This window comes from Bradyrhizobium sp. CCBAU 53351, from assembly GCF_015291745.1.
Lineage (GTDB): Bacteria > Pseudomonadota > Alphaproteobacteria > Rhizobiales > Xanthobacteraceae > Bradyrhizobium.
Genome location: NZ_CP030059.1, coordinates 1,955,910 through 1,979,246, shown reverse-complemented (window position 1 = coordinate 1,979,246; position 23,337 = coordinate 1,955,910). Strand labels below are relative to the sequence as shown.

The window sequence follows — 23,337 nt, the reverse complement described above, 5'->3', positions numbered from 1 at the left end:
ACCGATGGCGCTCGTAACAGTCAAACCCACCCGGATCGATACGGCGATCGCGAACGGGATCGCAGACAACACGACCTCAAGCCTCGAGCACGCCGCGCAAGCACTGACTTGGGGCGCCGACGAGCATGTGCTGCTCGCGCTCGCGGCGGCCGGATGGCTTTACACCCGCCTCCATCCGCAGCATCGCCCCGTTGCCAATCACATCCTGATGGTCTCCTTCGCAACGGCCGTACTGCCGCATGTTCTGAAATCCGTGTTCGATCAGACCAGGCCTGACCGATTGACCGTCACAGGGCACCGGCATGGCGTCCCCTTCTCGGGACGGTCGCGAGACGCGTTTCCTTCCGGTCACGCCGTGCATATGGGCGCCCTCGCCTCGGCCGCCGGCCTGTTGCCGGCCATCTGGCGCCGCTTGGCACGCACGCTCGCCGTCACCTTGTCATCGACGCGCGTCGTGCTTCTCGCACATTGGGCGAGCGACGTGGTGGCGGGCTTTATCCTTGGCGTCATCGTCGAGCGATCGTTCAGGCCGTTCACGCTGGGAAGGTCAAGCCAGCAGCGAGCGTCGGCTTCGCGAGGCTTGTCATGATGGAATATGTCATGCGTTTCGTTGCCGGCGGCTTGATCGTCTCCGCCTTCGCGATCGCAGGCGACATGCTCCGGCCGAAGAGTTTTGCGGGGCTCCTCGGTGCCGCACCATCCGTCGCCCTCGCCACGCTCGGCATCGCCGTCGTCCAGCACGGCCCGCAATATGTCGCCGCCGAAAGCTGGACGATGATCTACGGCGCGGTTGCCCTCGGCTGCTACAGCCTCGCCGTCTGCCATCTGCTGATGCGGTTTCGTCTCGGGGCGCTGCCGGCGACGATCCTCGCATTTGCGGTTTGGATCGTCGTCGCGTTTGGTTTGCTTGCCGGTTTCGGAGGCGCCGCGTGATGCCGGTGAAACTGTCGACATCTTCGCTTAAGCAAACGCATTGGTACGAATACGCGGTGCGTTTCGCGCTTGGCGGCCTTGCAACGGTCGCAGCAGGCCTCCTCGGCAGCTATTTCGGGGTCTCCGTCGGCGGGCTCTTCCTGGCACTCCCCGCCATCTTCTGCGCCAGCGCGACGTTGATCGAAAGCCATGAGCGCCGCGCCAAGGAAAAGGCCGGCCTCAGCGGAGACAGACGCGGGCAACAGGCCGCAGCGCTCGACGCTGCAGGTGCCGGCCTGGGAAGCATTGGTCTCGCGGCATTCGCGAGCGTCTTTTATGTCGTGGTTTCGACGACCACGATTGGCGCGTTCGTCGCCGCCATTCTGGCATGGGCGACCGTTTCGGTCTCGGCGTGGTGGCTGAGACGAAAGCTTCGCATCACCGCTCGCACCGTGCGCATCGGGGCATCAGCGAACGGCCGCGGCATCTCCCCGTAGCATCAGAAAGCCGTACATCTCGGCTGCGGTCTGAAGCTGGTCGATACGCGCAAGAACAATCTCGCGCTGGCGTCCGTCCGGCAGGCCCGACAGCTCGTGCTCGAGCCGCAGCTTCTGCGCCGTGAGACGTTGTTCGAATGTATGGGGCTCAGACCGTCTTCGCATCTTCCGTCCTCGGTGGTTGCAGCCCAGGGCTGTTGGCCCAGCGCTCGACTTGTTCGATGACCTTCTGGTGGCTCGGCCGCACCGGTTTGGCGGCTTCGGGCTCTTCGGAGAGCTTACGGGGCAACCTGACTTCATCCGTCATGGCTTTTCTCCCTCTCAAGGAGAATGCGCGACCGCTGCCATTGTTCAATGCTAAATCATTGATTTTACTGCTTATTTTTACTCATTTGGGGACTCCACCGCCTCTTGTGGAACTTTCCCCAAGTTGGGTTGTTGAGTAACCTACTCAATCTACTCATTTGCGTGACGACCATGAACGATCTTCGCGCCGAGCGGCTTCAGGTCATGCTCTCGCCGGACGAGTTGGCCGCCGTTGACGATTTCCGGTTCAAACATCGCATGCCGACGCGGGCTGCGGCGGTCCGCGAGCTTCTCAGGTTCGGGCTGGCTGCCGCGAGCGTGGACGCAGCCGCCGGCGTGAAGTCGAGCAGCTTCGGCGTGTTCGGCCGCGGACCCGACGGGCACACGCAGGGAGAGCCCGAAAGCGGCGCCGAAGACTAGCCGGGAGACCTCCACAAGCAAACGGCCCGGGCACGGTGAGCGCCAGGGCCGTCCTTGGAGATTGCTTCCGGCGCACCGGGGGCATGACAACCGGAAGCAACCTGTCGACGCCACGCGCGAAGATTCGTTCCTCGCGCGAAATCTGCCGTTCCTCGAGTAGCTCGACGTCTAGCCGCTCGGCGCGCCGCCGGAATCATCCGGTGTCATGCCGGAGCCCGGAGTCTTGCTGTTATCGTTCAGCTTGGGATCGCGCGTCGCCTCTCGCGATGGCGAGCCTTTCGCATCGGCGTTTTGCGGATCGGTCTTGTGCACGGATTGCGCGCGCTGCTTGTCACGCGGCTGCTCCTCCGCCCGCTTGTCCTTGACGATGCCGTGGTCGGAATGGGCCATGATGTGCCTTCGCCTCTTCTGATGTCTCGAAGCGGTTACGCACTGCGGCCTCGAATGTTCCGGCGTTATGCTAGCTGTGCGCCGCGTGGATGGCGGGCGTCTTTTCCAGATGCACCTGACGCACCGTCGTCACCGTCGCAAACGCGACCGAGACGCCAAAGGCGAGAATGAGTGAAAGCAGAGCCAGACGTGGAGCCATCGCAAAACCTCCTTCTGGAATCGAAACCAACGCGATTGACTATCCCTGATCATCCTGGATTGGTCGCAAGCATTCCGTGAGCGGTCTCACACGCGCCCTCACGAAAAGGCGAGCCCTCACGCGCTCCGATGTTGAGGGGGACGGGCCGCGACGGGCGGGATCTCGCCATCCAGCCAGTCCTGCTCGTGGGCGAGCGCCGTCCAGGCGTCCGCCATGCGCGAAAAGCGCTTGTGTGCGGGTTGTCCCTCGGCGCGCTCAGCGAGCTGAAGGCAATTGTCGGCATTGTCCCTGAAGATGTCAGACTGTTTCATCGGGAAGACGTGGGGACGGAACTCCGGGGTCGCAATGCCCTTACCGCATCGTAACGTTCGGGAACTTCGCCCGCCATCCGCGGTTGATATCGATGCGAGTTCTCGTCGCCATCATATTGGCATTGATCAGCACTGTTGCGCTTGCCGACAGCACCGGCGAACGCAAGCCGCTCGACCGTCCGCCGAACGCAACGGACGTCATCGGCGGCCTGTACGATTTCAGCCGCTTTCAGCAGGGTCTGCTCGAGAGCACCGATCTGAAGGGCAACACCGAGGTCAAGAACCTCGCCGCCTTGCGGGCCGAGGAAGCGGCCAAACGCGACAAGGCGCTGAAGCAGATTCAGGAGACGATTGGCGCGGAGCCCCGCGTTGGCAAGACGACGTCCGTCAGCGCCAGCCTGGTCGAGCCCGACGCTTCGGACGGGCCGACCTACATCCGCAGCTTCTATGCCTCCCAGATTCCCGAATACGAATCGGCCATCAAGCTGCTCGAAAGCTATCTGAAGGCGCCCGACAACGCCGCGCTCGCAGCCTTCGCGCGCGAGCAGCTCCCCCTGCTGCACGCGCAGGTCAAGGATGCCGAGCGCACCATGGCCGACAAGTAGCCCTACTTGTCGTTCGGATGATGCTGCTGGCTGTGCGGACGCACGGTGCGGTCGCTCTCCGGCATCTTGTCCCGGCCCGCGTCGCCATTGTCGTCCTTGCCGCCCGACGAGGAGGTGCCGCTTCCGCTCGGGTTCGATCTGGTTGCGGCCCCCGTGGTCGGCGTATCGGCCTTCGGGGTGGCGGAGCTTGCGGCTGGGTCGCCGGTCACTGCCCCGCGGCCGCTGGGCGCACCGCCCTGCGCCAGGGCCGCCCCGGCGAACAGCATGGCCACGATCGCAGCAAGTCCTGCTTTCATGTTTGTTCTCCTCTTTGCGCGGGCTAACCGCGGGGCTCGAGCTCCGTTCCGAAGGAGGCCGGCGCCTCCCCCCGCATGACGCCCAGACAGACGGCAACCATTCTCGGAGCCGCATGGAACCAATTCGGCACATTGCGGTTATTAATGTCGGGCTGAGCAAGGCAGGTTCCATTCCTCGCGTCACACCTTGGCGCTTGATTTCGAATTTGGCTGACGCTCTATTTTGACAAATTGCGTCTGCCTTGGATTCGGCCGAGGCTTGCGGGGGAATCAGTATGAGCGACCTCGATCCCGGAGCTGCATCACGGTCCGGTCGTCGCGTCCCAAAGCCAAAAGCCAACGGTATGTCGGATCCGGATTCCCGGGCTGAACTGCTGCTCGCCTTGCAGGCGATGCGGAGCGGCGATTTCTCCGTGCGCATGAGCGGCGACTATCTCGGCATCGACGGCAAGATCGCCGACACTTTTAATGAAATCATCGCCGCCAACCAGCGCATGGCGCAACAGCTCGAGCTGGTCGGCCAGGTGGTCGGCCGCGAAGGCAAGACCCGGCAGCGCGTGAAATTCGGCCTCGCCTCGGGCTCCTGGGCCGACATGGAAGGCTCCGTCAACACGCTGATCGACGATTTGCTGTGGCCGACGCGCGAGGTGACGCGCGCGGTCGCCGCCGTCGCACAAGGCGACCTGCTCCAGACCGTCAAGCTCGACGTCGACGGCCGTCCGCTGCGCGGCGAGTTCCTGCAGTCGGCGACCATCGTCAACACCATGATCAAGCAGCTCGGCGTGTTCACCTCCGAGGTGACGCGCGTGGCGCGCGAGGTCGGCACCGAAGGAAAGCTCGGCGGCCAGGCCCAGGTGCCCGAGGTGACCGGCGTCTGGAAGGACCTCACCGAGAGCGTCAACTCGATGGCGAACAACCTGACCAACCAGGTTCGCAACATCGCCGAGGTGACGATCGCGGTCGCCAACGGCGACCTCTCCAAGAAGATCACGGTGGACGTCCGCGGCGAGATCCTGCAGCTCAAGGAAGCCATCAACACGATGGTGGACCAGCTCCGCTCCTTCGCCTCCGAAGTGACGCGCGTGGCGCGCGAGGTCGGCACCGACGGCAAGCTCGGCGGCCAGGCCATCGTGCCCGGCGTCGCCGGCACCTGGAAGGACTTGACGGACTCGGTCAACGCGATGTGCGGCAACCTGACCGCCCAGGTGCGCAACATCGCCAACGTCACCACCGCCGTGGCGCGCGGCGACCTCTCGCGCAAGATCACGGTGGACGTGCGCGGCGAAATCCTGGAGCTGAAGGACACCATCAACACCATGGTGGACCAGCTGAACTCCTTCGCCTCGGAAGTGACGCGTGTGGCGCGCGAGGTCGGCACCGAAGGAAAGCTCGGCGGCCAGGCCCAGGTGCCCGGTGTGGCCGGCACCTGGAAGGACCTCACCGACAACGTCAACTTCATGGCCTCGAACCTGACCGCGCAGGTCCGCAACATCGCCGACGTCGCCACGGCCATCGCGAGCGGCGACCTCTCGAAGAAGATCACGGTGAACGTCTCGGGCGAAATCCTTCAGCTGAAGGAGACGCTCAACACCATGGTCGACCAGCTCAACGCCTTTGCCGGCGAAGTGACGCGCGTGGCACGCGAGGTCGGCACCGAGGGCCGGCTCGGCGGCCAGGCCAACGTGCTCGGCGTCGCCGGCACCTGGAAGGACTTGACGGAGAGCGTCAACTCGATGGCGTCGAACCTGACCGCCCAGGTCCGCAACATCGCCGAGGTGACGACCGCGGTCGCTGGCGGCGACTTGTCGAAGAAGATCACGGTGGACGTGCGCGGCGAGATTCTGGAGCTGAAGGACACCATCAATACCATGGTGGACCAGCTCAACGCCTTCGCCGGCGAAGTCACGCGCGTCGCGCGCGAGGTCGGCACCGAAGGCAAGCTCGGCGGCCAAGCCGTCGTGCGCGGCGTCGGCGGTACCTGGAAGGACCTCACCGACAGCGTCAACTCGATGGCCTCGAACCTGACCGGCCAGGTCCGCAACATCGCCGAGGTCGCGACCGCGGTCGCAAAGGGCGATTTGTCGAAGAAGATCACGGTGAACGTGTCGGGCGAAATCCTTCAGCTGAAGGAAACGCTGAACACGATGGTGGACCAGCTCAACGCCTTCGCCGGCGAAGTGACGCGCGTCGCCCGCGAGGTCGGCACCGACGGCAAGCTCGGCGGTCAGGCCGGCGTGCCCGGCGTCGCCGGCACCTGGAAGGACCTCACCGACAGCGTGAACTCGATGGCGGGCAACCTCACCGCCCAGGTCCGCAACATCGCGGAAGTCGCGACCGCGATCGCCGGCGGCGACCTGTCGCGCAAGATCACCGTGGACGTGCGCGGCGAGATCCTTCAGCTCAAGGACACGCTGAACACGATGGTCGACCAGCTCAACCGCTTCGCGGGCGAGGTGACGCGCGTGGCGCGCGAGGTCGGCACCGAAGGCCGCCTGGGCGGCCAGGCCAACGTGCCCGGCGTCGCCGGCACCTGGAAGGACCTCACCGACAGTGTGAATTCGATGGCGGGCAATCTCACCGCCCAAGTCCGCAACATCGCCGAAGTGACTACCGCAGTGGCGCGCGGCGACTTGTCGCGCAAAATCACCGTGGACGTGAAGGGCGAGATCCTCGAGCTCAAGAACACCATCAACACCATGGTGGACCAGCTCAACGGCTTTGCCGGCGAAGTGACGCGCGTGGCGCGCGAGGTCGGCACCGAAGGCAAGCTCGGCGGCCAGGCCGAGGTGCCCGGCGTCGCCGGCACCTGGAAGGACCTCACCGACAACGTCAACTTCATGGCCTCGAACCTCACGGCCCAGGTCCGCAACATCGCCGAGGTCGCGACCGCGATTGCCGGCGGCGATTTGTCGAAGAAGATCACGGTGGACGTGCGCGGCGAGATCCTGCTGCTCAAGGACACCTTGAACACCATGGTCGAGCAGCTCCGCTCCTTCGCCGCCGAAGTGACGCGCGTCGCGCGCGAGGTCGGCACCGAGGGCCGCCTCGGCGGTCAGGCCGTCGTCCCGGGCGTCGGCGGCACCTGGAAGGACCTCACCGACAACGTCAACCTCCTGGCCGCGAACCTCACCACACAGGTCCGCAACATCGCCGAAGTGACCACGGCGGTGGCACGCGGCGACCTCTCGCGCAAGATCACTGTCGACGTGAAGGGCGAGATCCTCGAGCTGAAGAACACCATCAACACCATGGTGGACCAGCTCAACGCCTTTGCCGGCGAAGTGACGCGCGTGGCGCGCGAGGTCGGCACCGAAGGCAAGCTGGGCGGCCAGGCCCAGGTGCCCGGCGTCGCCGGCACCTGGAAGGACCTCACCGACACCGTGAACTTCATGGCGGCGAACCTGACCGAACAGGTGCGCGGCATCGTCAAAGTGGTGACCGCGGTTGCCGACGGCGACTTGAAGCAGCAGCTCACCGTGAAGTCGAAGGGCGAAGTCGCCGCGCTCGCCGACACCATCAACAACATGACCGAGACGCTCGCGACCTTTGCCGATCAGGTGACCAGCGTGGCGCGCGAGGTCGGCGTCGAAGGCCGGCTCGGCGGCCAAGCCAACGTGCCGAGCGCGGCCGGCACCTGGAAGGACCTCACTGGTAACGTCAACCTGCTCGCCGCCAACCTGACTTCGCAGGTGCGCGCCATTGCCGAGGTCGCGACCGCCGTGACCAAGGGCGACCTGACGCGCTCGATTCAGGTCGATGCGCGCGGCGAAATGGCCGAACTGAAGGACAACATCAACACGATGATCACGAATCTCCGTCTTACGACGGACGTGAACACCGAGCAGGACTGGCTGAAGACCAACCTCGCCAAATTCACCAACATGCTCCAGGGCCAGCGCGACCTCACCACGGTCGGCCGGCTGCTGCTGACCGAGCTGTCGCCGCTGGTGAATGCGCATACCGGCGTGATCTACCAGGTCGAGAACGAGGACAATCCGCAGCTCCTGCTGCTGGCCTCCTACGCCAGCGACGGCATCTACCCCTATCAGCGCGTGCTGCAGTTCGGCGACGGCCTGATCGGCCAATGCGCTCTCGACAAGCGGCCGCGCGTGGTCGCCGACATTCCGCCCGACGTGGTGCCGATCAACTCGGCGCTGTTCCGCGTCGCACCGAAGAACCTCGTCGTGCTGCCGGTGCTGTTCGAGGGCCAGGTCAAGGCCGTGATCGAGCTCGCCTCGCTCGTCTCCTTCACGACGTCGCAGATGACGTTCCTGGAACAGCTCACCGACTCCATCGGCATCGTGCTCAATTCGATCGAAGCGACGATGCAGACCGAAGGCCTGCTCAAGCAGTCGCAGCAGCTCGCCGGCGAGCTGCAGACCCAGCAGCGCGAATTGCAGCAGACCAACGACCAGCTCGAGCAGAAGGCGCAGCAGCTCGCCGAGCGCAACGTCGAGGTCGAACGCAAGAACCAGGAGATCGAGCAGGCCCGCCGCGCCCTGGAGGAAAAGGCGACCGAGCTTGCGCTGACCTCGAAGTACAAGTCCGAATTCCTCGCCAATATGAGCCACGAGCTGCGCACACCGCTGAACTCGATCCTGATCCTGGGACAGCAGCTCACCGACAATCCGGACGGCAACCTCTCGGCCAAGCAGGTCGAATTCGCCCGCACCATCCACGGCGCCGGCACCGACCTGCTCAATCTGATCAGCGACATTCTCGACCTGTCCAAGATCGAATCCGGCACGGTGACGGTCGACGCCGAGGAAATCCTGACCGCGAACCTGCTCGATACCGTCGGGCGTCCATTCCGGCACGAGGCGGACAACCGCAATCTGTCGTTCAAGATCGACATCGATCCGAACCTGCCGCGCAGCATCGTCACCGACTCCAAGCGCTTGCAGCAGGTTCTGAAGAACCTGCTCTCCAACGCTTTCAAGTTCACCGCCGAGGGCGAGGTCCGCCTCAAGGTCGCCGGCGCGCTCGGCGGCTGGGGAACGGATCACCCGGTGCTGAACTCCGCACCGGCCGTGATCGCGTTCGAAGTGTCCGATACCGGCATCGGCATTCCCCTGGAGAAGCAGAAGCTGATCTTCGAGGCGTTCCAGCAGGCCGACGCCGGCACCAGCCGGAAATACGGCGGCACCGGCCTTGGCCTCGCCATCAGCCGCGAGCTGGCGAGCCTGCTTGGCGGCGAGATCCATCTGCGCAGCTCGCCCGGCAAGGGGTCGTCCTTCATTCTTTACCTGCCGCTGAAATATTCCGGCCCGACGCTGGCACCGCGCGCGGCGCCAGCGCCGCAGCAGCATAACCAGCCGCCGGCGCTCCAGACGGCCGCGCCGGAGCAGCGCGTCATCGAGCAGCTTCCCGACGACCGGCTCAACCTCGAGCCCGGCGACAGCATCCTCCTGATCGTCGAGGATGACCCGCATTACGCGCGCGTGCTGGTCGACCTCGCGCGCGACAAGGGATTCAAGGTGCTCGTCGCCGCCCGCGGCGCGGAGGCGCTGGAGCTCGCCAAGCAATACCAGCCGAGAGCCGTCTCGCTCGACGTGTTCCTGCCCGACATGCTCGGCTGGACCGTGCTGAGCCAGCTCAAGCACAATCCGCTGACCCGCCACATCCCCGTGCAGATCATCACGCTGGACGAAGACCGCCAGCATGCGCTGGCGCGTGGCGCCTTCTCCTTCGTCAACAAGCCGACGACGACCGAAGGCGTTTCCGCCGCGCTGACGCAGATCAAGGAATATGCACGTCCCAGGCGCAAGCGGCTCCTGATCGTCGAGGACAACGAGGCCGAGCAGCTCTCGATCCGCGAGCTGCTGCATCACGACGACATCGAGATCGTGACGACGGACACCGGTGCCGGTGCGCTCTCGACGCTGCGCGAGGCGCCCTGCGACTGCGTGGTGCTCGACCTCCGGCTGCCCGACATGAGCGGCTTCGAGGTGCTGGACCAGATCCGCAACGACGAGGCGCTGTCGAACATTCCGGTGGTCGTCTTCACCGGCCGCGAGCTTTCGGCGGAGGAGGACGCGGAACTCCACACCATGGCACGCAGCATCGTGGTCAAGGGCGTGGAATCGCCGGAGCGGCTGCTCGACGAGACCGCACTGTTCCTGCATCGCGTGATCACGGAACTTCCGGTCGAGAAGCAGCGCATGCTGGAGAAGCTGAACAGTTCCGACGAGGACCTGATCGGCAAGACCGCCTTGCTCGTCGATGACGACGCCCGCAACATCTTCGCGCTGTCGAGCGTGCTGGAACGGCGCGGCATGAAAGTGCTGACGGCCACGACCGGCAGCGAGGCGGTGACGCTGGTCGAATCCAATCCGGAAATCGCCATCGTGCTGATGGACATCATGATGCCGCAGATGGATGGCTATCAGACCATCGGCGTCATTCGCGAAAACCCGGCCTTCGCCCGTCTTCCGATCATCGCGCTGACCGCCAAGGCGATGAAGGGTGACCGCGAGAAGTGCCTGGAGGCCGGCGCGTCCGACTATCTCGCCAAACCCGTCAACACCGATCAATTGCTGCTTGCGATCCGCATGTGGCTGCACCGCTGAGTTGGACCCGAGAATGGACCACGAAAAGGTCAACATCCTCCTCGTCGACGACCAGCCGGCCAAGCTGCTCGCCTATGAGGTGATCTTGAAGGATCTCGGCGAGAACCTCGTGATCGCCTCGTCGGGGCGCGAGGCGCTGGAGGTGCTGCTCAAGACCGAGATCGCGGTGATCCTGGTCGACGTCTGCATGCCCGAGCTCGACGGCTTCGAGCTCGCCGCGATGATCCGCGAGCATCCGCGCTTCCAGAAGACCGCGATGATCTTCATCTCCGCCATCCAGGTCAGCGACATCGACCGGCTGCGCGGCTACGAGATGGGCGCGGTCGACTACGTGCCGGTCCCGGTCGTGCCGGAAGTCCTGCGCGCCAAGATCAAGGTGTTCGCCGAACTCTACCGCAAGACCCGCGAGCTCGAACGGCTGAACCAGGAGCTGGAGGATCGCGTCCGCGCGCGCACGGCGGAGCTGGAGAACTCCACGGCGAAGCTGCGCGAGAGCGAGCAGCGGCGCAGCATGGCGATCGCCGCCGGCAAGATGGGATCCTGGGATTGGGACTGGATCAGCGGCGACTGGATGTGGGACGAAGGGCAATATCGCATCTTCGGCGTCAGCCCCGAGAGCTTCGAGGTCAACCCGGCCAACGTTCAGGCGCTGTTGCATCCCGATGACGTCGACCAGTTGCGCAAGGCGATCGCCGAGTTCAACAGGGGCACGCGGGCCTACGAGACCGAATTCCGGATCATGCGGCCCGACGGAGAAGTGCGCTGGTGCGTCGGCACGGCGGCAGCGACGGTGGACGATAGCGGTCGCGTCGTGCGCGTGAGTGGCGTCACCGTGGACATCACCGAACGCAAGCGTGCCGAGGAACGGCAGAATCTGCTGGCGCGGGAGGTCGATCATCGCGCCAAGAACGCGCTGGCGCTGGCGCAGTCGATCGTGCGCCTTACCCGGGCCGACGAGGTCAAGGCCTATGTCAACGCAGTCGAGGGACGCATCAACGCGCTGGCGCGCGTGCACACCATCCTGTCGCTGTCGAGCTGGCAGGGTGCCGAGCTCTCCAGGCTGATCGACGAGGAGCTGGCGCCCTATTCGCTCGGCGGCCAGATCATCCTGGCAGGTCCGGAGGTCCAGTTACTGCCGGCAACGGCCCAGACGCTGGCGCTCGCCCTCCATGAGCTCTTCACCAACTCGGCCAAGTACGGCGCCCTCTCGACCAGGTCGGGACGGCTCACGATCGGCTGGCAGGTCGAGGACCAATTGCTTACGCTGAACTGGGAGGAATCCGGCGGCCCGCTCGTCATGACTCCGAAATCGCGCGGCTTCGGCACGCGGAGCCTGCTGGCGAGCGTGGAGTCCCAGCTTGGTGGACAGGCCAAGTTCGATTGGCGAGCCGAAGGCCTGTTGTGCCGGCTCGAAGTGCCGTTGACACGCAAGACGGCGGCGGCGCCCGCATCCGGCGAGTTCGAGGACGCCGGCTCCGCCGAATTGCAGCGCGCATCCGGTTAGAGCGTTTTCCAGCGAAATCGCGACCGGCTCGCGTCGAGAGCCGGCGAGAACCGAGAGCTTCCGCTCCGATCCAGGCGGAGCGGAAAAGCATCAACCGGACGCCACGCTCATCATGCGTCGCATCGTCCGCGGTTCGCGCGCAACCCGCCCCTCGAGCCAGGCTTCCGTCTGGGCGAGATCGCGTAGCGCCCTGGCATAGCGGCGAGCCGCGCTTCGCTCCGCCCCGCGCGGCAGCTTGCGCGCCTTGCGCAGAATGTCCGCGGCCGCGTTGCGATAGGCCAGCGAGCGGTAAAGAAAGACTACCTTACCCATGTCGATGTTCCCGTTTTGCTGGTGCTCATCCTCGCAAGCCCGGCATGAACGTCGGATGAAGCCGTTGATGACAATTCCTTCATTCAAATGGAACCAGCGAATTATCGCCCGCGTTGCATGCCAAATTGGGATGCTGTTCCCATGCGCGCAAAAAAGTCGTCGGACTTGATCTCTGCGACCGGCCTCATCAGGCTGATGACGCATACCTTGATGGGCGCAGCCCTCGGCCTCGCCTTCAGTCTCGCGCTGATCCTCTGCAATCCGGCCGTCGCCGGCCTGCTCAGTCACGGCGGAAACCAAGCCGCGATCATCTTCGCTCTCACATTGGTGACGACTTTCGCCATCGGCGCGACACTTACCGGCGTCGTGTTCATCCTCGCCGAGGACAAGCAATCTTGAAGCGTGCGCTAAGCGCCCGAAGGCTTTGCGGGGAACTCCTGCGCTCAACGGCGGTTGGCTGCCTGCGTCAATTTAACCCAGGGAGTTCCCTCGCATGACAACGACCAAGCTCGTTCTCACCGCAATGCTGGCGACCGGTCTCGCCGCCGCGCCGCTCGCAGCACAGGCCAAGTCGCACAAGGCGAAACATGGATCGTCGATGTCGTCGTCGCAGACCACCGGCGCCAACACCAAGGCGTCCAAGGGCGCCGATCCCTCCGGCCAGGGCGGTTCGGGCCCCGGCTCCGACCAGGGCGGCACCATGACGAACAAGACCAGCAAGGGCATGACCAACACCAAGTGAGCCCAGGCCGGCACGACATCAAAAGCCCCGCGGCGACGCGGGGCCTTTTTCTTGGTCTCAGTCTGCAATCAAACACCAAATGGTCAGGCGTCAGCTCATGGCGGCCGGCGCGTTCCGAGATTGAGCCCGCGCCCCTCAGCATTCGTCTTCACGAGATGATCGAGCTGCGCCCGTTTGCGTCCGATCAGAAGTTGGGCCGCAGCATCATCAAGACCCGCGCGCTGCAACTGCCGGATGGCAGAGCCCAGTTCGAGAATCTCGGCGCGCAACCTCAAGATCCGGTAACTGTCCGGGTCCTCATCCACGGCGCCCCCCTCAAAGATTTCATCGCCCTCTGCTCGCGCGCTGGGGAATACCGGCTGTCTTCACGAGACGAAGGCGCACGCGGTCTCGGACGTCAGGCAGGACATCGGGACCGCCGGCGGCATTCCATTTCCCGATCAGCAAATTGACCTTTCGGCGCAGATCCATCTGCGCCAGGGCCTGTTCGGTGCAATCGCGATCGCCGTTGACGGAAGCGCGCACGGACGCCTCGACGTCGGCCATCTCCAGCCTCAAGGCACTGATTTTACGTCGAATTTCATTAATTCTGTTGTCCATGGCTTGTTAGAACAAAATAAGAACATATAGTCAAGCCACGAATTCAGGACGGAGATGCCAGATGCAGGTTCAAGGTAAATACGACGCCAGGATCTTTCTTGCCCAGCAGATGACGCGGGCGCAATCGCTGCGGCTGAAACGGCTGAGCGAAGAGGCCTATCAGCCCGCACAATATGCGCGCGACCTGTCCTCCACCGAGGCCGCACGGCGCATCCAGGTGCTGGAAGCGGAGATCGAGCTGGCGAATTCCTTCTAGGCTTTCGCCTGGAAGGTTGCGCGCTCTTCGGAACCATGCCCGTGTCGAACGGTTCTTCCGGCCAAGGGAGAACATGCATGGCACGCAAGGCAAAGAAGCGCCGCTACTCACGCAGCTCCGGCAGCGATGTCGAAAGCGAGATGCGCCGCTACAAGAAGGGCACGGCCAAGAGCGGCCGCAAAGGCCGTGGCGGACGCGTGAAGAGTCGCAAGCAGGCGATCGCGATCGGGCTGTCGAAGGCGCGCAAGAAGGGCAAGAAGGTCCCGAAGAAGGCCAGCAAGAAGACGTCCAAGAAGAAGACGACCAGGAAGCGGACGACGAAGAAGACAGCCAGGAAATCGTCGAAGCGCAAATCCAGCACGCGTTGATGCTGACCTGTCTCAGATCATGCTGCCCGGCATGAAGCAGCGGATCGAGACTCCGAAAGCCGTCTTCACCGGCCACACCATGGTGCGGCCGGCGCGGTTCGGCTCGGTGATGACGGCTTCATCGGGCACCTCGACCCACTCCCCGTCGAGCCGCACGCGATAGTGCCCGTTGTGCGACTCCCAGTCGGGATCGGCGACGGCAAAACCGTCGGCGTCCGAGCAGCACGGACCGAGGTGGCTGCGCAGGCTGTCGAACCACGGCTTGAGGGGCGAGTCCGCGTAGCGGCCGTCATCGCGACCAAGCGCGTTTCCACCCCAGAGCACGAACGGCGCCGCAAGCAGCGCCCCCCTCAGCGAGAGCTTCAATCGATCCATGTCGGCACCGATCAAGTGCGAACCACCGGCCAGTTCCACAAGACGGCGGCGGGTTCGAAGTTCCACGCTTGCAACTCTCGACTGCCTCGTTGCCGCCGAGCATATCCACGACTCGGAACTGTGATGACCGAACGCGGCTTTTTCGTATGAACCGGGTCACCATCGCTGCCGTTAACGAGAATGTTATCCGCGCTTGCCGTACATCCTGGCGGGCAAAGGAAAGGGCGGCCCGAGGGCCGCCCTTTGGCTTGTTGGGAAGATACGGGTCGCCTCAGGCGAGCGGCACCGCGACGAACCTCGTCGCCTCGGCGCTCCTGACCTGCAACAGCACGCTGCGCTTGCCGGATGATTTGGCCTGCGCCAGCTCCGAGCGGACGTCGCCGACATTGGCGACGGCCTTGCCGCCGACATTGAGGATGACGTCGCCGGTCTGGATGCCGCGCTGCGCCGCCGGTCCTTGCGGATCGACTTCGGTGACGACAACGCCCTTCTGGCCGGCACCCTGGACGTCACCGGCCGGAGCCAGACCGAGCCCGAGACGGGGCGTGCCGGCGCTCGGCTGCTCTACGCCCCCGTCGGCGCCGCCATTTGCCTTGGCCTGCCGCTCGTTCGGCAACTCGCCGAGAGCGAGCGTCAGTGTCTTGGTCCCGCCGTTGCGGAAGACGTCGAGCTTCACCGAACTGCCCGGCGCAATCGTGGCGATGGTGCGGGCGAGGTCGCGGGAGTCCTTGATCGCGGTGCCGTTGACGGCGGTGATGACGTCACCCGCCGCGATGCCGGCCTTCGCCGCCGGGCTGCCATCCTGCGGCGTGTCGACGATGGCGCCGCGCGCTTCCTTCAGCCCGAGGCTGTCGGCGATCTCCGACGTCACCGGCTGGACCTGCACGCCGAGCCAACCGCGGGTCACCGCGCCCTTGTCCTTCAACTGCGCAACGACGAGCTTGGCGGTCGATGCCGGAATGTCGAAACCGATGCCGACCGAGCCGCCGGAGGGCGAGAAGATCGCGGTGTTCACGCCGATCACGTTGCCGCTCATGTCGAAGGCCGGGCCGCCGGAATTGCCCTTGTTGATGGGCGCGTCGATCTGGATGAAGTCGTCATAGGGACCGTTGCCGATGTCGCGGCCGCTGGCCGAGACGATGCCGGCGGTCACCGTGCCGCCGAGACCGAAGGGATTGCCGACCGCGACCACCCAGTCGCCGATGCGCGGCTTCTGGTCGGAGAATCTGACGAACGGAAAGTCCGTCTTGCCGTCCACCTTGATCAGCGCGAGATCGGTCTTCGGATCGGTGCCGACGACCTTCGCGGTGTAGCTCGTGCCGTCGTCCAACGTCACCTGCACCGAGGTGGCGTGGTCGACGACGTGGTTGTTGGTCACGGCATAGCCGTCGGCGGAAATGAAGAAGCCGGAGCCTTCGCCTGTCATCGTCTGATGGCGCTGGCGCGGCATGCCGTTCGGGCCGCCGGGGAAACGGAAGCCGAACTGCCGCGAAAACTGGTCGAACGGCGAGCCCTCGTCGGAGTCCATCCGGTTCTGTTGCAGCATCGCGCTCTTGTCGCTGTCCTGGTCGATCCTGACCCGCACCGAGATGACGGCCGGCTTGACCCTGCTGACGAGATCACCGAAGCCCGGCGGCGTCGCGGCGGATTCCGCAGCCTCCGCCGGCGCAATGAAGGAGCTCGGGCCGAATTTTGAAGAGCCGGGAGAGGCCGCCAGCACGGCCACGCCGAGCGCGGCCACGGTGCCGAGCAGCGCGAGCCGGCGCGGCTTCAGGATCTTGCGGGACGTCGGGGTGCCGGAATTGACGCGATCGTTCATGTCGAAATGTCCATGTTGGAAGCTGTCGCCTTGCATCCAACATGGACATCGTCACCTTACGACGTCCCGTCCGTCCGATTAAATCTTGGCAAAGAACATGCGAGCGGACACCAGTCGGAAGATCGTTTCCGCACATTTGATGCAGCTCAACGCAAGTCCTTCGGGCAGTGAAAAACTGCGGCCACCGGATGATGTTCATCGGAGGCGCCCCATGTACAAAGATATTCTCGTTCACATCCCCACCGAACGCCCCATGCGCTCCGCGATCGATGGCTCGATTTCGCTGGCAGCGCAGTTCAACGCCCATCTCGACGCGGTCGCGGTCGGCTATGTCGCAACCAGTGCAGCCTATGTGATGGAAGGCGGCGCTGCGGTTGCCGCCGTGTTCGAGCTGGAACGCGAGCGCGCCGTGGAGCGGGCCGAGGCGGCCCTCTCGGTGTTCGAGATCGAAGCGGCGAACGCCGGCATCTCCTACGCCTGCCGTCCGCTCGGCGCGATCCCGGTGGATGCAGCCGGCTCGCTCGGCGAGATGGCGCGGCTGCACGACCTCAGCGTCGTGCTTCAGCCCGAGCCTGCGCACGGCTCGTTCGACAACGACGTACCCGGCGAGATCCTGTTCCAATCCGGCGGCCCGGTGTTGTTCCTGCCCTACACCTTCCATGGCGCATTCAAGGCAGGCCGGATCGGCATCTGCTGGGACGGCAGCCGCGTCGCGGCCCGTGCCGTGCACGACGCAGCGCCATTCCTGGCGCGCGCCGAGGAGATCGTGATCATCACCATCAACGAAGCCAAAGCGGTCTCGGACGAAGCGTCAGCGAACAATCTGGCAAGACATCTCGGCCGGCGTGGACTGTCGACGCGCACGGTCGGCCTGTCGGCGACGCGCGCCGACATCCAGCCGACCATCCTGTCGCTGGCGGCCGACAAGGGGCTCGATCTCCTGGTGATGGGCGGCTACGGCCATTCGCGCTTGCAGGAACGCGTTCTCGGCGGCGTCACCCGTGCTATGCTGGAAGCCATGACGGTCCCGACGCTGATGTCGCATTGAGACCAACAGGCACCGTCACGCCGCGACCGGAGTTTCCCAGGCCTCGGGCGCTGCGGCGCCCTCGTCGTGCTTCGCGTTGCAGGCGTCGAAATGCGCCTTGAGCTCGACCTCGGCGAGATACTCGAAATGTTCGGCCTGGCCGAGGAGTTCCCAGTTCTGAAGCGGCCGGTAAGCCGCCTGCTGACGACAGAGGGACGCCAGCGCCCGGTAGCGACGTACGTTCTCCATGAGACCCTCCCTCGCATTCGCAGAGCTTATTGCCCCTATTTACGTCAGGCCGATGGCGGTAGTGCAAAAGATTTGCTGCGCCCCCCGCGGCGCTTGGCCTCGGCTCGCTATTAGGAAATATATGTCCGGGTCAAAGTTCCAAATGGTGTCGGACTGACGCCCGGAACCGCGCCGCTGGACTTGGGCTAGGCGTAGAGCCGGCGCTCCACGGTCACGCCGATCAGGTCGAGGTAGCGTTCGATCAGGTCAGGCCGGCCGACCAGATAGCCCTGCATCTCCTCGCAGGCCTCGCGCGCCAGGAAGGCCCGCTGCGCTTCCGTCTCCACCCCTTCGGCGATGACCGGGATGTTCAGGGCGTGCGCGAGGCTCAGGACCGCACGGACGATCTCGGCCGATTGCGGCGACGCCTCCAGGTTGGAGATGAAACCGCGGTCGATCTTGATCTTGTCGAACGGGAAGGACTGGAGATAGGACAGCGAGGAATAGCCGGTGCCGAAATCGTCCATCGCGATGCGGACGCCGAGCGCTTTCAGCCGCCGTAGCAGGTTGAGCGCGCGGGTGAAATCGCCGATCAGCACGCCCTCGGTGATCTCGACCTCGAGCCGCGTCGGCGAAAGCCCGGTCTCCAGCAGGATCTGGTGGATACAACGTTCGAGATCGCCGGCCTGGAACTGGACCGGGGACAGATTGACGGCGACCTGCAAAGGACGCGGCCAGGATGCCGCCTCGCGGCACGCTTCGCGCAAGACCCATTCGCCGATCTCGACGATCAGCCCAATCTCCTCGGCAAGCGGAATGAACTGGTCCGGCGGCACGAAGCCGCGTGTCGGATGGTTCCAGCGCAGCAGAGCCTCGAAGCCGATGACTTCGCCATCCACCCGCGCCTGCGGCTGGAAGTAGACCAGGAACTGGTTCTGCTCCAGCGCCTGTCGCAGATCGTGCTGCAACAGCCTGCGGTCGCGCAGCTCCTGGTCCATCTCGGATTCGAAGACCCGGACCCGCCCCCTGCCCTCGCGCTTCGCGCGATAGAGCGCTGAATCGGCGTTGGCGAGCAGCGTGGCGGCATTGACGCCGTCATCCGGATAGAACGCAATGCCGATGCTGAGGCCGACATGGGGGAGATAGTCGTCGACCTCGAGCTCCTTGCCGATCGTGTCGACCAGGCGTTCGGCGAGCGCCAGAACGTCCTCCCGGTTGATGTCGTCGGGCATCAGGATCATGAACTCGTCGCCGCCGATCCGGGCGACGAAGGCACCGTCGGCTTCCGCGGCAAGCCGGTCCGCCGCCGCCCGCATCAGCATGTCGCCGACGGGATGGCCGAATACGTCGTTGACCTCCTTGAAGCGGTCGAGATCGAGGCTGAGCACGGCAAAACTGGTCGCCGCCTCCTGCGCCCGCTCCAGCCGCTCGTCGAGCGCGGCGTTGAAGGCGCTACGGTTCGGCAGGTCGGTCAACGCATCATGATGCGCGAGATGGCTGATCCGCGCCTCGTTCGTGATCCTCTCGGTAATGTCCTCGATCACGCCGACCAGATATTGCGGCGCGCCCGCACCGTCCCTGATCAGCAACTTGCGCGAGTTGACGAGACGATCGCGGCCCTTGACGCCGACTTCGAGCAGATGCCCCTCCAGGAACATCGGCGAGCCGCTGTCGACGACGCGGCGATCCTGCTCGTTGACGACACGGGCGATACTGTCCGGAAAGATCTGCTCCGGAGTCTTGCCCAGCATCTCCTCGCGCGGCATTCCGTAATATTCTTCGCCGGCGCGGTTGAGCAGGACGTAGCGGGAGTCCTTCGCATCCTTGGCGAATACCGCGATCGGGATGTTCTCGATGATGCTGTCGAGGAATTCGCGCGCCCGCAGCAGATCCTGCTCGGCGCGCTTGTGCGTCTGTTCGAGCTCCTCGATCATCAGCTTGATAGCACGGTCGGTGCGACGGCGATCCCGGTCGCTCTCCTCATAGGCCGCGCCGACGAGCTCACAGAGCTTGGTCACATCGACCTGTCCGGATTCGTCCGTCGCCTGGCGGATCTGTCTTGCGAGCAACCGATGCATGGTCAAGCGGCCGCCTCCGCGATGACAGTGACGGTCATGGTCTGGTTATGCAGCTCGCAGCGGCCGGATGCGGCCGGCGGGGCGATCTCGCCGTAGGAGTAGAATCCGATCCGGACGACGTCCTCGCCGAGTTCGGCGGCAACGGCATCCAGCTCGTCCTGCGTACGCTGCCCCATCACCCTGCGGCGGCCGGTACAGCTGACCAGAATCGCAAGCTTGTCGCCGGCGACCCCTTCCGCGAGGGCGCTGCGTGCCTGCCTGCCGGCCTCGCCGGCACCGGCGGCGAGACTGTCGAAATTGGCGCGCATCAATTGCGCGGTACATCCTTCCGGAATGTCGGCGGCGAATGTCAGGGTGCGGGCATTGCGATCCACCGCGAACACCGAGCGCACGATCTGCCGGTTCGGCTCCGCCTCGTCGTGAATGCGCAACGGGAATGCCAGGCCCGAACCCGGCATCGCCTCGGCCTCCTCCTCGCCGAGATAGCGAGTATAGAGGTCCAGCGGCGGCTCGCCGTCGAGCTCCACGACTACCGATCCTTCCGCCTTCGTCACCTTGCGGCGAGGCCCGAACACATCCCAGCCGCCGGCGCAGCCATGCGCGAAACGGAACGAGGCGCCGTAGAATGCGATTGCGGCGACACGGTTGGGCGACGGCTCCGCGTCGGCTCCGACGATCGTCTGTTCAAATCGGGTTCCATCGCCGGCGAGCCCGCCGGTGACGGGCAAATCCGGCCCTAGCACTTCAGTGATTCCGGCAAGCAGTTCGCCCCCGTTCACCGCCAACCCGTCCGACAGGACAAACAGGCCCGCCAAATCGGCCGCCATAACCTGGCGAGCAAGACGCGCGCCACAGGCCCGAGACGCGTCGCGGCTCTCAATGAGCTCCTGCACCAGCCGCACCTGCGTGCGGGCAAAGCGCAAGGCGACCGCGACCACTTCGTCGTCGCAAATGTCGTCGCCATGAATTTGTCCGCCGGTGCTGCAACCGACGATATGGCTGTCGGGATAGAGCCCGCGCAGCTCGCCATAACGTTCGCCGTCCACCAGTTGCTCACGGCTGCCGAAATAAAGCACGAGCTGGGGAGGCTCGCGCAGGGCATCCGCTCCGCGCCAGCCATGGGCAGCATTCCAGTGAAGATATTGAATCTGCATCCCACACTCTCTGCAGTCCTTGAACCACAGATTGTGAAGCGGCGCATTGCGTCGCCGTTAATCGCCTGCGTACTTCGGCACCGTTGGTTACCCCGACATGAAAGCATTGCGGAGTCGCGCCAAATTCTCCGTAAGACTCCGGAAAAACTTCGATACCGCCGCGCAATAGCCTGGAGATGCCACCCGTAACCTACCGGGTGCACGCGCCTTCGCCGACGCGCATCGGCTGCACGGCATTATCCTGCCGCTTCGGAACCCGCCCCGACTCGGCAGCGCTGCGAATGGCCTGGATGTTCGCGGCATAATCGGCAACGCTCTTGCCGCGGAAGACAGCGGAACCCGCCACCAGCGTATCGGCGCCGGCTGCCGCCACGGCAGCGGCATTGTCGCGCGTGATACCCCCGTCGACCTCGAGCCGGATCGGCCGGTCGCCGATCATGGCTCGAATGCGCCTGATCTTCTCGAGCTGGGATTCGAGGAAGGACTGGCCGCCGAAGCCGGGATTGACCGTCATCACCAGCACGAGATCGAGACGGTCCAGCACGTATTCGATCGCGCTCTCGGGCGTCGCGGGATTCAAGCTCACGCCGGCCTTCTTGCCGAGTGCGCGGATCGCCTGGAGCGAGCGGTCGAGATGGGCGCCCGCTTCGGCATGCACCGTGATGACGTCGGCTCCGCACCTCGCGAACGCCTCGAGATAGGGATCGACAGGCGCGATCATGAGATGCACGTCGAAAATCCTCTTCGTCGTCGGCCGGATCGCCTTGATAATGTCGGCGCCGAAGCTAATGTTCGGCACGAAGTGCCCGTCCATGACGTCGCAATGGATCCAGTCGGCGCCGGCCGCGTCGATGGCCGCGACCTCCTCGCCGAGACGCGCGAAATCCGCAGCCAGGATCGACGGCGCGATGATGATCTCTCTGCTCATGATTTTGCACTCCGCGCATCAGCGCCGCCGCTGAAGACGCGGCTCGCCAGGACGTCCATGGGATCGATGGTTTCGAGGTCGGCGACATCGAGCATGCGGTCGAGATCGGACACCAGGCGATCGGCCTGCCGCAGCCGGATGCGGTCGACGGCGTTGCGGATCGAGCGCGCATTGGAGAAGAAAGGCTGGGTCCGGCGCAGCGCGATGTATGTCTCGAACGCCTCGCGCGCCGCCGCCGAGAAGCGATAACCGCGCTCCTTCAACATCAGCTCGGCGATGACGAGCAGCTCGGCCTCCGCATAGTCGGGGAATTCGATGTGGTGGGCGATGCGCGAGCGGAAGCCGGGATTGGAGGCGAAGAAGCTCGTCATGCGCTCGCCATAGCCGGCGAGGATCACGACGAGGTCCTCGCGCTGGTTCTCCATCACCTGGAGCAGGATCTCGATGGCCTCCTGGCCGTAGTCGCGCTCGTTGTCGGGGCGATGGAGATAGTAGGCCTCGTCGATGAACAGCACGCCGCCCATCGCCTTCTTCAAGATCTCCTTGGTCTTCGGCGCCGTGTGGCCGATATATTGGCCGACGAGATCGTCGCGCGTCACCGAGATCACCTGCCCGCGCCGCACGAAGCCGAGGCCGTGCAGAATCCTGGCCATGCGCAGCGCCACCGTCGTCTTGCCGGTGCCGGGATTGCCGGTGAACGACATGTGCAGCGTCGGCGGTGCCGACGCCAGCCCCGCGCGCTGCCTGATACGTTCGATCAGCAGCAGTGAGGCGATCTGGCGCACGCGGCTCTTCACCGGCCTCAATCCGACCAGCTCCTGCTCGAGCTGCTGCAGCGTGTCGGTGATCCCGGCCGCTTCAGCTTCCTTGCGGAGATCGAAATGGGTCTCGCCGGCCTCGGCCGGGGTTGCGTGGGGAACATCCAGCATGGCTACCCTCGAAGAAAAGAGCTTCGCCGCGGGGGAGCGGCGAAGCAGTGGTCCGCCAACGAAACGGAGCAGGGAGTGCTCCGCGCGGAGGAGAATGGTTATGGAGAGGCGTGCGCAGCCGGCTTCCGCACCGTGGTGTAACGGATCGCGCGACCGCCGACTTCCTGCCGTACCAGTTCGAACTCCGCCTCTTGCGGCGGCCGGTTGACGAGGAAGGAAATCCGCACCGATTCCCAGCCATGGCTGGAATCGAATCCGCTGATGCGAATGTAGCTATTACCATACACCCTGCGGCACTCGGCGAGCTCCATCATCACGCCGGCGGCATCCTGAAGGTCGAACATCGGCAGGCCCCACATCTCCCAATAGGTGTTGCGGGGATGCGGATCGTCGGTGAACTCGATGTTCACCGCCCAGCCATTGGTGAGGCAATACTGCACCTGCTTGTAGATCTGGTCGTCGGTCAGATCCGGCAGGAACGAGAAGCAGCCTTGAGTCAGCTTCATGTCAAA

At 64.7% G+C, this 23,337-nt stretch carries 29 protein-coding genes; 12 read left to right on the top strand and 17 right to left on the bottom strand.

Annotated features, from left to right (window positions below):
- Window positions 1–4 precede the first annotated feature (4 nt).
- From XH83_RS09360 to XH83_RS09350, 3 genes are read left to right on the top strand one after another with little or no spacing between them, the layout of a single operon-like run.
- A complete protein-coding gene (locus tag XH83_RS09360; protein ID WP_194406719.1) occupies window positions 5–589 on the top strand; it encodes a phosphatase PAP2 family protein in 585 nt (194 codons plus the stop codon).
- Complete coding sequence (locus XH83_RS09355; protein WP_194406718.1) at window positions 586–933, top strand: DUF3147 family protein; 348 nt, start codon at window positions 586–588, stop codon at window positions 931–933. Before XH83_RS09360 ends, XH83_RS09355 begins: the two co-directional genes overlap by 4 nt.
- Window positions 933–1,409 carry a hypothetical protein gene (locus tag XH83_RS09350; protein ID WP_194406717.1) on the top strand — a complete coding sequence of 159 codons (477 nt, stop codon included), beginning with the start codon at window positions 933–935 and terminating at the stop codon, window positions 1,407–1,409. The genes XH83_RS09355 and XH83_RS09350 overlap by 1 nt, the downstream gene beginning before the upstream one ends.
- Here XH83_RS09350 and XH83_RS09345 read toward each other — a convergent pair.
- Together XH83_RS09345 and XH83_RS09340 are read right to left on the bottom strand one after the other, a co-directional pair.
- Window positions 1,380–1,574 (bottom strand): hypothetical protein, encoded by a 195-nt coding sequence (locus XH83_RS09345; RefSeq protein ID WP_194406716.1) that lies wholly within the window; start codon window positions 1,572–1,574, stop codon window positions 1,380–1,382. The two genes, XH83_RS09350 and XH83_RS09345, sit on opposite strands and share 30 nt — an antisense overlap.
- Window positions 1,558–1,716, bottom strand: a complete 159-nt coding sequence (locus tag XH83_RS09340; protein ID WP_194406715.1) for a hypothetical protein — start codon at window positions 1,714–1,716, stop codon at window positions 1,558–1,560. Before XH83_RS09340 ends, XH83_RS09345 begins: the two co-directional genes overlap by 17 nt.
- 170 nt (window positions 1,717–1,886) lie before the next feature.
- Between XH83_RS09340 and XH83_RS09335 the strand changes: the two genes are divergently transcribed.
- Entirely contained in the window at window positions 1,887–2,135 is a 249-nt protein-coding gene (locus XH83_RS09335; RefSeq protein WP_194406714.1) for a hypothetical protein, read from the top strand.
- A gap of 168 nt (window positions 2,136–2,303) precedes the next feature.
- Here XH83_RS09335 and XH83_RS09330 read toward each other — a convergent pair whose 3' ends face one another.
- From XH83_RS09330 to XH83_RS09325, 3 genes are all read right to left on the bottom strand, one after another.
- Complete coding sequence (locus tag XH83_RS09330) at window positions 2,304–2,525, bottom strand: hypothetical protein (RefSeq protein ID WP_194406713.1); 222 nt, start codon at window positions 2,523–2,525, stop codon at window positions 2,304–2,306.
- 70 nt (window positions 2,526–2,595) lie between these two features.
- A complete protein-coding gene (locus XH83_RS40200) occupies window positions 2,596–2,724 on the bottom strand; it encodes a hypothetical protein (RefSeq protein WP_256438924.1) in 129 nt (42 codons plus the stop codon).
- A 116-nt stretch (window positions 2,725–2,840) separates the two neighbouring features.
- On the bottom strand, window positions 2,841–3,035 hold the full coding sequence (locus XH83_RS09325) for a hypothetical protein (RefSeq protein ID WP_194406712.1): 195 nt from the start codon (window positions 3,033–3,035) through the stop codon (window positions 2,841–2,843).
- A gap of 92 nt (window positions 3,036–3,127) precedes the next feature.
- Between XH83_RS09325 and XH83_RS09320 the strand changes: the two genes are divergently transcribed.
- Window positions 3,128–3,640 carry a DUF4142 domain-containing protein gene (locus XH83_RS09320; protein ID WP_194406711.1) on the top strand — a complete coding sequence of 171 codons (513 nt, stop codon included), beginning with the start codon at window positions 3,128–3,130 and terminating at the stop codon, window positions 3,638–3,640.
- Window positions 3,641–3,642: 2 nt separating this feature from the next.
- Here the strand turns inward: XH83_RS09320 and XH83_RS09315 are convergent, their stop codons facing one another.
- The gene (locus tag XH83_RS09315; protein ID WP_194406710.1) at window positions 3,643–3,936 is read right to left on the bottom strand and encodes a hypothetical protein; all 294 of its coding nucleotides are present in this window, start codon (window positions 3,934–3,936) and stop codon (window positions 3,643–3,645) included.
- Window positions 3,937–4,211: 275 nt separating this feature from the next.
- Between XH83_RS09315 and XH83_RS09310 the strand changes: the two genes are divergently transcribed.
- Both XH83_RS09310 and XH83_RS09305 read left to right on the top strand, forming a co-directional pair.
- Window positions 4,212–10,505: a HAMP domain-containing protein gene (locus XH83_RS09310; RefSeq protein ID WP_194406709.1), complete on the top strand. Its 6,294-nt coding sequence runs from the start codon at window positions 4,212–4,214 to the stop codon at window positions 10,503–10,505.
- A gap of 13 nt (window positions 10,506–10,518) precedes the next feature.
- Window positions 10,519–12,009 (top strand): HWE histidine kinase domain-containing protein, encoded by a 1,491-nt coding sequence (locus XH83_RS09305; protein ID WP_194406708.1) that lies wholly within the window; start codon window positions 10,519–10,521, stop codon window positions 12,007–12,009.
- A gap of 90 nt (window positions 12,010–12,099) precedes the next feature.
- Here the strand turns inward: XH83_RS09305 and XH83_RS09300 are convergent, their stop codons facing one another.
- Complete coding sequence (locus tag XH83_RS09300; RefSeq protein WP_194406707.1) at window positions 12,100–12,321, bottom strand: hypothetical protein; 222 nt, start codon at window positions 12,319–12,321, stop codon at window positions 12,100–12,102.
- Window positions 12,322–12,462: 141 nt separating this feature from the next.
- Here XH83_RS09300 and XH83_RS09295 point away from each other — a divergent pair, with 141 nt between their 5' ends.
- Window positions 12,463–12,720 (top strand): hypothetical protein, encoded by a 258-nt coding sequence (locus tag XH83_RS09295; protein WP_194406706.1) that lies wholly within the window; start codon window positions 12,463–12,465, stop codon window positions 12,718–12,720.
- Between the two features lie 94 nt (window positions 12,721–12,814).
- Window positions 12,815–13,063 carry a hypothetical protein gene (locus XH83_RS09290; protein WP_194406705.1) on the top strand — a complete coding sequence of 83 codons (249 nt, stop codon included), beginning with the start codon at window positions 12,815–12,817 and terminating at the stop codon, window positions 13,061–13,063.
- A 95-nt stretch (window positions 13,064–13,158) separates the two neighbouring features.
- On the opposite strand, the gene XH83_RS09285 is transcribed toward XH83_RS09290, so the two are convergent.
- Together XH83_RS09285 and XH83_RS09280 are read right to left on the bottom strand one after the other, a co-directional pair.
- A complete protein-coding gene (locus XH83_RS09285; protein WP_194406704.1) occupies window positions 13,159–13,368 on the bottom strand; it encodes a hypothetical protein in 210 nt (69 codons plus the stop codon).
- Window positions 13,369–13,387: 19 nt separating this feature from the next.
- Window positions 13,388–13,609 carry a hypothetical protein gene (locus tag XH83_RS09280; RefSeq protein ID WP_194406703.1) on the bottom strand — a complete coding sequence of 74 codons (222 nt, stop codon included), beginning with the start codon at window positions 13,607–13,609 and terminating at the stop codon, window positions 13,388–13,390.
- 115 nt (window positions 13,610–13,724) lie between these two features.
- Between XH83_RS09280 and XH83_RS09275 the strand changes: the two genes are divergently transcribed.
- Window positions 13,725–13,919, top strand: coding sequence for a DUF3072 domain-containing protein (locus XH83_RS09275; RefSeq protein ID WP_194406702.1), 195 nt, complete (start codon window positions 13,725–13,727; stop codon window positions 13,917–13,919).
- 77 nt (window positions 13,920–13,996) lie between these two features.
- The gene (locus tag XH83_RS09270; RefSeq protein ID WP_194406701.1) at window positions 13,997–14,287 is read left to right on the top strand and encodes a DUF6496 domain-containing protein; all 291 of its coding nucleotides are present in this window, start codon (window positions 13,997–13,999) and stop codon (window positions 14,285–14,287) included.
- 12 nt (window positions 14,288–14,299) lie between these two features.
- Here the strand turns inward: XH83_RS09270 and XH83_RS09265 are convergent, their stop codons facing one another.
- Both XH83_RS09265 and XH83_RS09260 read right to left on the bottom strand, forming a co-directional pair.
- On the bottom strand, window positions 14,300–14,662 hold the full coding sequence (locus XH83_RS09265) for a hypothetical protein (RefSeq protein ID WP_194408207.1): 363 nt from the start codon (window positions 14,660–14,662) through the stop codon (window positions 14,300–14,302).
- 271 nt (window positions 14,663–14,933) lie between these two features.
- Window positions 14,934–16,481, bottom strand: a complete 1,548-nt coding sequence (locus XH83_RS09260) for a Do family serine endopeptidase (protein WP_194406700.1) — start codon at window positions 16,479–16,481, stop codon at window positions 14,934–14,936.
- A 211-nt stretch (window positions 16,482–16,692) separates the two neighbouring features.
- Here XH83_RS09260 and XH83_RS09255 point away from each other — a divergent pair, with 211 nt between their 5' ends.
- Entirely contained in the window at window positions 16,693–17,529 is an 837-nt protein-coding gene (locus tag XH83_RS09255; RefSeq protein WP_194406699.1) for a universal stress protein, read from the top strand.
- 15 nt (window positions 17,530–17,544) lie between these two features.
- On the opposite strand, the gene XH83_RS09250 is transcribed toward XH83_RS09255, so the two are convergent.
- The 6 genes from XH83_RS09250 to XH83_RS09225 form a co-directional block, all read right to left on the bottom strand.
- The gene (locus XH83_RS09250) at window positions 17,545–17,757 is read right to left on the bottom strand and encodes a hypothetical protein (protein WP_194406698.1); all 213 of its coding nucleotides are present in this window, start codon (window positions 17,755–17,757) and stop codon (window positions 17,545–17,547) included.
- A 185-nt stretch (window positions 17,758–17,942) separates the two neighbouring features.
- A complete protein-coding gene (locus tag XH83_RS09245; protein WP_246776491.1) occupies window positions 17,943–19,814 on the bottom strand; it encodes a bifunctional diguanylate cyclase/phosphodiesterase in 1,872 nt (623 codons plus the stop codon).
- A gap of 2 nt (window positions 19,815–19,816) precedes the next feature.
- Window positions 19,817–20,968, bottom strand: coding sequence for an FIST signal transduction protein (locus tag XH83_RS09240; protein ID WP_194406696.1), 1,152 nt, complete (start codon window positions 20,966–20,968; stop codon window positions 19,817–19,819).
- Window positions 20,969–21,158: 190 nt separating this feature from the next.
- Window positions 21,159–21,896: a ribulose-phosphate 3-epimerase gene (gene rpe / locus XH83_RS09235; RefSeq protein ID WP_194406695.1), complete on the bottom strand. Its 738-nt coding sequence runs from the start codon at window positions 21,894–21,896 to the stop codon at window positions 21,159–21,161.
- Window positions 21,893–22,825: a CbbX protein gene (gene cbbX / locus XH83_RS09230; RefSeq protein WP_194406694.1), complete on the bottom strand. Its 933-nt coding sequence runs from the start codon at window positions 22,823–22,825 to the stop codon at window positions 21,893–21,895. Before cbbX ends, rpe begins: the two co-directional genes overlap by 4 nt.
- A 98-nt stretch (window positions 22,826–22,923) precedes the next feature.
- Window positions 22,924–23,331 (bottom strand): ribulose bisphosphate carboxylase small subunit, encoded by a 408-nt coding sequence (locus XH83_RS09225; protein ID WP_194406693.1) that lies wholly within the window; start codon window positions 23,329–23,331, stop codon window positions 22,924–22,926.
- Window positions 23,332–23,337 lie beyond the last annotated feature (6 nt).

Excerpts from the sequence above, each read along its gene's own strand:
- XH83_RS09320 (WP_194406711.1), top strand. The coding sequence starts at position 3,128 with ATGCGAGTTCTCGTCGCCATCATATTGGCATTGATCAGCACTGTTGCG.
- XH83_RS09225 (WP_194406693.1), bottom strand. The coding sequence starts at position 23,331 with ATGAAGCTGACTCAAGGCTGCTTCTCGTTCCTGCCGGATCTGACCGAC.
- XH83_RS09290 (WP_194406705.1), top strand. The coding sequence starts at position 12,815 with ATGACAACGACCAAGCTCGTTCTCACCGCAATGCTGGCGACCGGTCTC.
- XH83_RS09255 (WP_194406699.1), top strand. The coding sequence starts at position 16,693 with ATGTACAAAGATATTCTCGTTCACATCCCCACCGAACGCCCCATGCGC.
- XH83_RS09325 (WP_194406712.1), bottom strand. The coding sequence starts at position 3,035 with ATGAAACAGTCTGACATCTTCAGGGACAATGCCGACAATTGCCTTCAG.
- XH83_RS09315 (WP_194406710.1), bottom strand. The coding sequence starts at position 3,936 with ATGAAAGCAGGACTTGCTGCGATCGTGGCCATGCTGTTCGCCGGGGCG.
- XH83_RS09355 (WP_194406718.1), top strand. The coding sequence starts at position 586 with ATGATGGAATATGTCATGCGTTTCGTTGCCGGCGGCTTGATCGTCTCC.
- XH83_RS09350 (WP_194406717.1), top strand. The coding sequence starts at position 933 with ATGCCGGTGAAACTGTCGACATCTTCGCTTAAGCAAACGCATTGGTAC.
- XH83_RS09330 (WP_194406713.1), bottom strand. The coding sequence starts at position 2,525 with ATGGCCCATTCCGACCACGGCATCGTCAAGGACAAGCGGGCGGAGGAG.
- XH83_RS09300 (WP_194406707.1), bottom strand. The coding sequence starts at position 12,321 with ATGGGTAAGGTAGTCTTTCTTTACCGCTCGCTGGCCTATCGCAACGCG.
- XH83_RS09360 (WP_194406719.1), top strand. The coding sequence starts at position 5 with ATGGCGCTCGTAACAGTCAAACCCACCCGGATCGATACGGCGATCGCG.
- XH83_RS09280 (WP_194406703.1), bottom strand. The coding sequence starts at position 13,609 with ATGGCCGACGTCGAGGCGTCCGTGCGCGCTTCCGTCAACGGCGATCGC.
- XH83_RS09340 (WP_194406715.1), bottom strand. The coding sequence starts at position 1,716 with ATGACGGATGAAGTCAGGTTGCCCCGTAAGCTCTCCGAAGAGCCCGAA.
- XH83_RS09310 (WP_194406709.1), top strand. The coding sequence starts at position 4,212 with ATGAGCGACCTCGATCCCGGAGCTGCATCACGGTCCGGTCGTCGCGTC.
- XH83_RS09275 (WP_194406702.1), top strand. The coding sequence starts at position 13,725 with ATGCAGGTTCAAGGTAAATACGACGCCAGGATCTTTCTTGCCCAGCAG.
- XH83_RS09270 (WP_194406701.1), top strand. The coding sequence starts at position 13,997 with ATGGCACGCAAGGCAAAGAAGCGCCGCTACTCACGCAGCTCCGGCAGC.
- rpe (WP_194406695.1), bottom strand. The coding sequence starts at position 21,896 with ATGAGCAGAGAGATCATCATCGCGCCGTCGATCCTGGCTGCGGATTTC.
- XH83_RS09295 (WP_194406706.1), top strand. The coding sequence starts at position 12,463 with ATGCGCGCAAAAAAGTCGTCGGACTTGATCTCTGCGACCGGCCTCATC.
- XH83_RS09260 (WP_194406700.1), bottom strand. The coding sequence starts at position 16,481 with ATGAACGATCGCGTCAATTCCGGCACCCCGACGTCCCGCAAGATCCTG.
- XH83_RS09305 (WP_194406708.1), top strand. The coding sequence starts at position 10,519 with ATGGACCACGAAAAGGTCAACATCCTCCTCGTCGACGACCAGCCGGCC.
- XH83_RS09345 (WP_194406716.1), bottom strand. The coding sequence starts at position 1,574 with ATGCGAAGACGGTCTGAGCCCCATACATTCGAACAACGTCTCACGGCG.
- XH83_RS09245 (WP_246776491.1), bottom strand. The coding sequence starts at position 19,814 with ATGCATCGGTTGCTCGCAAGACAGATCCGCCAGGCGACGGACGAATCC.
- XH83_RS40200 (WP_256438924.1), bottom strand. The coding sequence starts at position 2,724 with ATGGCTCCACGTCTGGCTCTGCTTTCACTCATTCTCGCCTTTGGCGTC.
- XH83_RS09240 (WP_194406696.1), bottom strand. The coding sequence starts at position 20,968 with ATGCAGATTCAATATCTTCACTGGAATGCTGCCCATGGCTGGCGCGGA.
- XH83_RS09335 (WP_194406714.1), top strand. The coding sequence starts at position 1,887 with ATGAACGATCTTCGCGCCGAGCGGCTTCAGGTCATGCTCTCGCCGGAC.
- cbbX (WP_194406694.1), bottom strand. The coding sequence starts at position 22,825 with ATGCTGGATGTTCCCCACGCAACCCCGGCCGAGGCCGGCGAGACCCAT.
- XH83_RS09265 (WP_194408207.1), bottom strand. The coding sequence starts at position 14,662 with ATGGATCGATTGAAGCTCTCGCTGAGGGGGGCGCTGCTTGCGGCGCCG.
- XH83_RS09250 (WP_194406698.1), bottom strand. The coding sequence starts at position 17,757 with ATGGAGAACGTACGTCGCTACCGGGCGCTGGCGTCCCTCTGTCGTCAG.